The organism is Nonomuraea aridisoli (genome assembly GCF_003236395.1).
GTDB classification, from domain to species: Bacteria; Actinomycetota; Actinomycetes; order Streptosporangiales; family Streptosporangiaceae; genus Nonomuraea; species Nonomuraea aridisoli.
Genome location: NZ_POUD01000362.1, coordinates 1 through 7,754, shown reverse-complemented (window position 1 = coordinate 7,754; position 7,754 = coordinate 1). Strand labels below are relative to the sequence as shown.

The 7,754-nt window shown below is 73.5% G+C and carries 5 protein-coding genes; 3 read left to right on the top strand and 2 right to left on the bottom strand.

The features are described 5' to 3' along the window. Window positions 1-72: 72 nt before the first annotated feature. Window positions 73-2,073, bottom strand: coding sequence for a HelD family protein (locus tag C1J01_RS43905; protein WP_111184943.1), 2,001 nt, complete (start codon window positions 2,071-2,073; stop codon window positions 73-75). A gap of 67 nt (window positions 2,074-2,140) precedes the next feature. Then, a complete protein-coding gene (locus C1J01_RS43900; RefSeq protein ID WP_111184942.1) occupies window positions 2,141-3,004 on the bottom strand; it encodes a helix-turn-helix transcriptional regulator in 864 nt (287 codons plus the stop codon). A gap of 142 nt (window positions 3,005-3,146) precedes the next feature. On the opposite strand from C1J01_RS43900, the gene C1J01_RS43895 reads away from it, so the two are divergent. The 3 genes from C1J01_RS43895 (at window position 3,147) to C1J01_RS43880 (ending at window position 7,347) form a co-directional block, all read left to right on the top strand. Further along, window positions 3,147-4,157 carry an aldo/keto reductase gene (locus C1J01_RS43895; RefSeq protein WP_235855069.1) on the top strand — a complete coding sequence of 337 codons (1,011 nt, stop codon included), beginning with the start codon at window positions 3,147-3,149 and terminating at the stop codon, window positions 4,155-4,157. Window positions 4,158-4,583: 426 nt separating this feature from the next. Then, entirely contained in the window at window positions 4,584-5,381 is a 798-nt protein-coding gene (locus C1J01_RS52850) for a TetR family transcriptional regulator (protein WP_235855068.1), read from the top strand. Between the two features lie 343 nt (window positions 5,382-5,724). Next, window positions 5,725-7,347 (top strand): SulP family inorganic anion transporter, encoded by a 1,623-nt coding sequence (locus C1J01_RS43880; protein WP_111184944.1) that lies wholly within the window; start codon window positions 5,725-5,727, stop codon window positions 7,345-7,347. The last annotated feature ends 407 nt before the right edge of the window (window positions 7,348-7,754 follow it).

The following is a 7,754-nucleotide window of genomic DNA, read 5'->3' as shown; positions in this document are numbered from 1 at the left end:
GGGCCTCCTGTGGGGACGGGGAAACCACATCACACACCGAAGCCGCGCACCTGTCGAGGACATCCGCCCATCTCAGAAGGGTTCGCGCGGCGACGTGAGGGGCGGCGACGTGAGGGGCGGCGACGTGAGCGGCGGCGGCAGCGGACGGGCGTGCACGACGTCGAGCCGGGAGACGGCCCGGGTGAGCACGACGTACAGCCGGTTCAGCCCGCGCCGCTCCGCCTCCGCGATGGCGGCCGGCTCCGCCACGACGACGTGGTCGTACTCCAGCCCCTTCGCCGTCGACGCGGGCAGGACGGTGAGCCGCCCGCCCACGTCCACCCCCTCCTCCCGCAGCGCGGACGTGAGCGCCGCCACGGCGGCGTCCGCCGCGATCACCCCGATCGACCCCTCGAACGCGAGCGCCTCGCGCGCCGCCGCCACCACCCCCTTGTCCACCTCGGTCACCCGCCGCACCCGCAGCAGCCCGTCCGACCGGTACGAACGCGTCGGCGGCACCCGCGCGCCGAGCGCCGGCAGCAGCGTGCCGGCCAGCTCGATCACGGCCGCCGGCACCCGGAAGCCGGTCGTGAGGGCGACGACCCGGCCGTCCGGCTTGCCGAGTCGCGCCAGGTGCTCCGGCCACGACGTGGCGGCCCACGGCGTGGTGCCCTGCGCCAGGTCGCCGAGGACGGTGAGCGACCCGTGCTCGCTGCGCCTGGCCACCGCCCGGCACTCCATGGCCGACAGGTCCTGGGCCTCGTCCACGATGACGTGGCCGTAGCCTCGGGGCCGCTCGATGAGGCAGGCGACCTCATCCAGCAGCACCAGGTCGGCCGCCGACCAGCGGGCGCTCGCGGGGCTCCGGGGCGGCCTGGGCCAGGTGATCGCCGCGCGCTCGGCCTCGGTGAGGACACCCGCCGCCGCGACCGGGTCGCGCAGCACCTCGTACAGGACCTCCTCGGGGCGGACGGCGGGCCAGACCGCGTCCAGGGCGGGGGTGACGGCGCGGCCGGCCCTGCGCAGCCAGGCCGCGGTCGCCGTGCGGCCCCGGGCCTCGGCCTGGCGGCGGATCGCGGCCACCACGCGGGCGCGGACGCGCTCGCGGCCGACGCCGTACGGCAGGGGCTCGCGCCGGGTGTCGTCCACGATGCGGCGCAGCTCGTCCTCGGGCACCCGCCACCGGGTCGAGCCGTCCGGCACCACCACGGGCTCGGCGGGCCGCGCGATCCGGCCGTACAGGGCCTTGCGCAACACGCGCGCCATCCGCGCGTCGTGTTTGACGAGCGCGGCGTCCTCGGTGTCGGCGGCGGTGACCGGGACGCTGGCGAGCAGCCGTTCCAGCGTCGTCTGCTCGACGTCCATCTCACCGAGGGCGGGCAGCACCGCCGAGATGTAGCCGAGGAAGGCCGGGTTGGGGCCGAGCACGAGCACGCCGGAGCGTTCCAGGCGGCGGCGGTGTGCGTAGAGCAGGTACGCGGCCCGATGCAGGCCCACCGCGGTCTTCCCGGTGCCCGGCCCGCCCTGCACGCAGATGGAGGCGTCGAGCTCGGCGCGCACGAGGTCGTCCTGCTCGGGCTGGATGGTGGCGACGATGTCGCGCATGGGGCCGACGCGGGGGCGTTCGATCTCGGCGGCCAGGATCGTGCCGCCCCCCTCCTCGCCCCGGTCCAGCCGCTCGTCCTCGAAGCCCGTCAGGGTGGTGCCGGACCAGCCGAAGCGGCGGCGCAGGGCGACGCCCTGCGGGTCCCTGGCGCCGGCCCGGTAGAACGCCCGCGCGACCGGCGCCCGCCAGTCGATCACCACGGGCGGGCCGCCGTGCTCGCCGGTGATGTGCCGCCTGCCGATGTGGTACGCGCGGCCCCGGTGCTCGCCCGCGCCGAAGTCGAGCCGGCCGAAGAACGGCGGCCCGTCGGGCTCCTCGCTCAGCTCCTTGGCCAGGCTCTTGAGGTGGCGGCCCAGGCGTTCGGCGCTGTAGCGGTCGCCGGCCACGGTCTCGCCGACGATCACGTTCTCCCGCGCGCCCTCCAGCATGCGGCGCAGGCCGGCCCGGCAGCGTTCGACGTGCCGCCGCTCGTCGTCGAGCGTTCCCATCACCCCTCCAAAGCGTTAACTCGGTCAAGAGATTGACCAGGTTAACACTTTGCCGATGGGGGCGCCGTTATGTGGTCAGCCGGGCTGTGGCGGTCGTCATGTCCTGGGTGCCGATGACGGAGAGCAGCTCCAGCTGGGCGGCGCCCTTGCTGCCCGGCGGCGCGGTGAACCACAGCAGGCGCTGGCGGCCGTCCTCGCTGAAGAGGTTGTGGCAGTCCAGCTCGATGACGCCGAGGGCGGGGTGGACGATCCGTTTGTGGTCGGCCCGCCGCAGGGCGACGTCGCGCGTCTCCCACAGGGTCGCGAACTCCTCGCTGCGCCGTCGCAGCGCGGCGATCATCCGGGTCACCTCGGGGTCCCGCCCGCGCCGGGCGGCGACGGCGCGCAGGTCGGCGACGAAGACGCGCGAGTGGTGCTCGTGGTCCTCCTCGGGGTAGAGCGCGCGGGCGTCGGGGTCGGTGAACCAGCGGTGGACGAAGCCGGCCCCTTGGCCCCGCGTCGTGGAGACGTGGCCGACGAGTGCGGTGGCCAGCGGGTTCTGGGCGAGGATCACGTGCAGGTCGGTCATGACCTGGGCCGGGGTGGTGGAGAGCCGGTCCAGCAGGCTGAGCAGCGCCGGCTGGACGTGAGCGGTCGAGCCGTGCGCGGCCGGGGGGACCGGCCGGTCGGCGAGGTGGAACAGGTGGTCGCGTTCGTCGCCGTCCAGCCGCAGCGCCCGCGCGAGCGCGGCCAGCACCTGCGCCGAGGGTTGTGCGCCGCGGCCGCGTTCCAGCTCGGTGTAGTAGTCCGCGGACAACCCCGCCAGCTGGGCGACCTCCTCGCGCCGCAGCCCGGGCACCCGGCGCCTCGGACCGGTGGGCAGACCGACCTCGGCCGGACGGATCCTGTCACGCCGCGACCTCAGGTACGCGGCGAGTTCCGAGTGGTTCATGTCTCCATCGTCACCCATGCCGACAGGCCGAGCCAGGGGACGGCGACCCCAGGGTGAAGGCAGCCGTGGCTGCCCCCGGAAGGCCGGGGCACGCTGAAAGCGCAAGGTCCACGAAGAGGACGACACGTCAAGGAGAACCAGAGTGCCAACCATCGGTGACCGCCCGCTGGGCGCGCACGGACCCCGGGTCTCGGCCATCGGCCTGGGCGCCATGGGCATGTCGGATCTGTACGGACCGGCCGACGAGCAGGAGAGCATCGCGACCCTCCACGCCGCGATCGACGCGGGCGTCACGCTCATCGACACCGGCGACTTCTACGGCTCCGGCCACAACGAGATGCTGATCGGCCGGGCCCTCAAGGAGCGCCGCCGTGAGGACGTGGTGATCAGCGTGAAGTTCGGCACGCGGCGCACGCCCGACGGCGGCTTCCAGCCCGTGCCGGCCGACGTCTCGGCCGCCGCGGTGAAGGACCGGCTGGCGTACTCGCTGCGGCGGCTGGGGACCGACTACATCGACATCTACCGCCCATCCCGGTTGAACCCGCAGATTCCGGTCGAGGAGACCGTGGGGGCTCTGCTGGAGATGCAGCAGGCCGGATATATCCGTCATATCGGTCTTTCGGAGGTCGGGGCGGACACCATTCGACGCGCCGCCGCCGTGGCCCCGATCAGCGACCTGCAGATCGAGTACTCGCTTCTGTCGCGCGGCCCCGAGAAGGCCATCATCCCGGCGCTGCGTGAGCTCGGCATCGGCCTGACCGCCTACGGGGTCCTCTCCCGCGGCCTGCTCAGCGGCCACTGGGACCCCGACCGGAAGCTGACCGGCGGCGACTTCCGCGCGCACAGCCCCCGCTTCCAGGACGGGAACCTCGAGGCCAACCTGCGCCTGGTCGCCGCCCTGACCCGGGTCGCCGAGCGCATCGGCGCGACGACCAGCCAGGTCGCCATCGCGTGGGTCGCGGCCCAGGGGGAGGACATCGTCCCGCTCGTCGGCGCCCGCCGCCGCGACCGGCTCACCGAATCCCTCGCCGCCCTGGACCTCACCCTCGACCAGGAGACCCTCGCCGAGATCGAGACGGCCGTCCCGGCGAACGCCGCCGCCGGCGACCGCTACGCCGCCCAACACCTCGCCATGCTCGACAGCGAAAAGTAGAACGGCTGTCCTCCTGAACCATGCCCTGGAGCAAACGGCCGGAGACCTCGCCATACGCCAGATGCGGGACGGCAGGACCCCCGGCCATGCCGGAGCCTCGCCCTCCTGCACACACCGCACCCGCCCGGGTTCGGCAGATACGTGCCGTCCTTGTCCGATGCCCCCAGCAGCGCCGCGCGTCCGGCAGTAGCCGGCCAGGCAGCGGAGCAGCGGGGGCCGGGAGCAGCGGGTGAGTAGGGGCAGTCGGTGAGTAGGGGGCAGTGGGGCAGCCTTCCCCGGCCACGTCGTGCCGGCGGCCCGGCTCGCGTTCTCTCGTACGCCCTCGGGCGCCGCCCGGCCGCGTTCGACATGCCGCCGCGAGCGCTGCCATCGGCGTTGACTTGGTAAAGAGATTGACCGGGTTAACGTGTTGCTAGGGTGGAGTTCATGACGGGACTGCGTGAGTTGCAGCGGCGGCGGGTGCACGAGGCCATCTCGGCGGCGGCCATCGCGCTCTTCCTGGAGCGCGGCTTCGACGAGGTGCCGGTGACGGAGATCGCGGCGGCGGCCGGCGTCTCGAAGCCGACGCTGTTCAAGTACTTCCCGGCCAAGGAGGACCTCGTCCTGCACCGCATCGCCGACCACCGGGGTGAGGCGGCGCGGGTGGTGCGGGAACGGGCCGCGGGGGAGCGCCCGCTGGAGGCGTTGCGCCGCCACTTCCTCGACGGGCTCGCCCGGCGCGACCCCGTGACGGGCCTCAACGACGACCCCGAGGTGCTGGCCTTCCATCGGATGGTGTTCACCACGCCCAGCCTGCTGGCGCGGCTGTTCCAGCACATCTCGCAGGACGAGCAGGCGCTCGCCGAGGCCCTCACTGAGACTCACGCCGGGGTCGGCACTGAGGTCCCAACTGAGACCCGTACTGGAGCCCGCACTGGGGTCCCATCTGAGAGCCACGGAGGAGCCCGTACCGCGGCCCCGTCTGAGATTCCCGGAGGGGCCCCAACTGAGGAACCAGCTGGGGCCCTCGCTGAGGCTCCCGCTGGGGCGCTCGGAGAGACGCCCGACGGGACGGGCGGCGAGTTGACCGCCGGGTTGCTGGCCGCGCAGGTGCTCGCCGCGCAGCGGGTGCTGGCCAGGCGCAACTGGCGGATGCTGGCGCAGGGGCGCCCGATGGCCGAGGTCGAGCCGGAGGCGGTACGCGCCGCGGAACGCGCGTTCTCCATGCTGGAAGCGTCATTCTGAGAGCTCCTTTTCGGAGAAGGAACCCCTTTTTAGTGGCCTGAAGGCGGCTGCGGCTTTTTAGGTTATGGCCCGATTCCGCGCATGGCGAATATCGCCGGCCAAGTGGAATCAGGCCAGGTCAGAGCGGTCCTCCTTGTTATCCTGGGGTCCTCTTCACGAATTGCAGAGTTATGCAATTTGGGACAAGTTGGCGTTCTCTTTACGCAGCAGAGGGAGTGATGGTGAAGGGACCTTTCACGCGCATCGCCGGTGACGGATTCGACACGAAAGGAGACAGGCCGTGACGGCCGTGGTGTGGGGGCGGGTCCGCACCCTGCTCCCGCAACGCGCCGACCTGGCGGCCATGGGGCGCCGCCCCCGTAACGATCTCCTCGCCGGGCTCACGGTGGCCGTCGTCGCGCTGCCCCTGGCGCTCGGCTTCGGCATCTCCTCCGGGCTCGGTGCCGCATCCGGCCTGGCCACGGCCGTCGTCGCCGGATCGCTCGCCGCGCTGTTCGGCGGGTCGGCCCTGCAGGTGTCCGGCACCAGCGGCGCCATGACCGTCGTCCTCATGCCCATCGTCGGCACCCACGGCCCCGCCGGCGTGCTGACCGTCGGCCTGCTCGCCGGGCTGCTGCTCGTCGCGCTCGCCCTGGCCCGCGCCGGCCGCTACATGGCGCTCGTACCCGCCCCCGTGGTGGCCGGGTTCACGGTCGGCATCGCGTGCGTGATCGGCCTGCAGCAGTTCCCCCACGCGTTCGGCGTCCGGCCCGACGACAGCGACCAGGTGCCGGTGATCGCCTGGCACGCCGTCGCCGACTTCCTCGCCGCGCCCCACTGGTGGGCCGTCGGCGTCACCCTCGCCGTGGCCGCGGCGCTGCTGGTGGGCGGGAGGATCCGGCCCGCCGTGCCCTTCTCGCTGCTCGCCGTGGCCGCCGCCACCGTCGTCGCCGAGCTCGCCGCGCTGCCCCTGACCAGGATCGGCCACCTCCCCCCGGGGCTGCCCGCGCCGTCACTGGGCTTCTTCGACCTCGGCGCGATCCCGGCGCTCCTCGGCCCCGCCGTCGCCGTGGCCGCGCTGGCCGCGCTCGAGTCGCTGCTGTCCGCCGGCGTCGCCGACGGCATGTCCGGCCGCCACCGCCACGACCCCGACCGCGAGCTGTTCGGCCAGGGCGTGGCCAACCTCATCACCCCGTTGTTCGGCGGCATGGCCGGCACCGGCGCCATCGTCCGCACGGCGGTCAACGTCCGCTCCGGGGCCCACTCCCGGCTGGCTGCGCTGTCACACGCTCTCATCCTGGGCGGCATCGTCTACCTCGCCGCCGGGCTCGTCTCCCGCATCCCGCTCGCCGCGCTGGCCGGGGTGCTGCTGGCCACGGCGGTGCGGATGGTCGAGATCGGGGCGGTCCGCGCCATGATCCGCTCCACCCCGGGCGACGGCGCCGTCCTCGTGCTGACCGCCGTCGCCACCCTCATGCTCGACACCGTGCTCGCCGTCCTGCTCGGCCTCGTCGTGGCGGGCGCGCTGGCGCTGCGGGCCATCGCGCGCAACGTCCGCTTCGACCAGGAGCCGCTCCGGCACGACCTGCAACCCCAGCACACCGAGGACGAGCACGCCCTGCTCGCCGAGCACATCGTCACCTACCGGCTCGACGGCCCCCTGTTCTTCGCCGCAGCCCACCGCTTCCTGCTGGAGCTGTCGGAGGTGACCGACGTGTCCGTGGTCGTGCTGCGCATGCGCCGCGTCACCACCATCGACGCCAGCGGCGCGCTCGTCCTCGGCGACGCCATCCAGCGGCTCGAACGACGCGGCATCGAGGTCTACGTCTCCGGCATCCCCGACGGCCACCACCAACCGCTGGAGGCACTCGGCGTGATCGCCCGGCTGGACCGCGCCGGGCGCGTCTTCGCCACGACGGACGAGGCCATCGCCGCCGCCCGCGAACGCCTGCACACCACAGGCGTCGTCCCCCGCCTGGTGAGCTGACACGGCTCCGAGGGCGCAGGGGCACTGGAAGCGCGTCCGGGTCCCGCGGCGTACCGGTTCCGAGAACGTCGCGGACCTGAGGGCCCGCGGTCTCGGGGGTGCCGCGGTTGCCCGGGTGCTGGAGCCCTGGGGGCGTCAGGGGTTCCGAACGCCTGGGGTCCCGATGGTGCCGCGGCTCTTGGGGGCGTCGGGGTTCCAAGGGCGCCTGCCCGGCCGCCCAAGGGCACCTGGGCCGCCGGGGCGTTGGGGCGGAGGATGTCAGGGCTCGGCGTGTCGGGTCCTGACGGCTTGGGTCCTCGGGCCCCTCGGAGCGCCACGCGTGTCGCTGATCGGCGGGTGCGGGGGGTGTGGCTGGTCATGGCGCCACGGCTGTCCGGGATTGGTGGGGCTTGAATTGGGGCCGAGGG

Excerpts from the sequence above, each read along its gene's own strand:
- C1J01_RS43905 (WP_111184943.1), bottom strand. The coding sequence starts at position 2,073 with ATGGGAACGCTCGACGACGAGCGGCGGCACGTCGAACGCTGCCGGGCC.
- C1J01_RS43900 (WP_111184942.1), bottom strand. The coding sequence starts at position 3,004 with ATGAACCACTCGGAACTCGCCGCGTACCTGAGGTCGCGGCGTGACAGG.
- C1J01_RS52850 (WP_235855068.1), top strand. The coding sequence starts at position 4,584 with ATGACGGGACTGCGTGAGTTGCAGCGGCGGCGGGTGCACGAGGCCATC.
- C1J01_RS43880 (WP_111184944.1), top strand. The coding sequence starts at position 5,725 with ATGGGGCGCCGCCCCCGTAACGATCTCCTCGCCGGGCTCACGGTGGCC.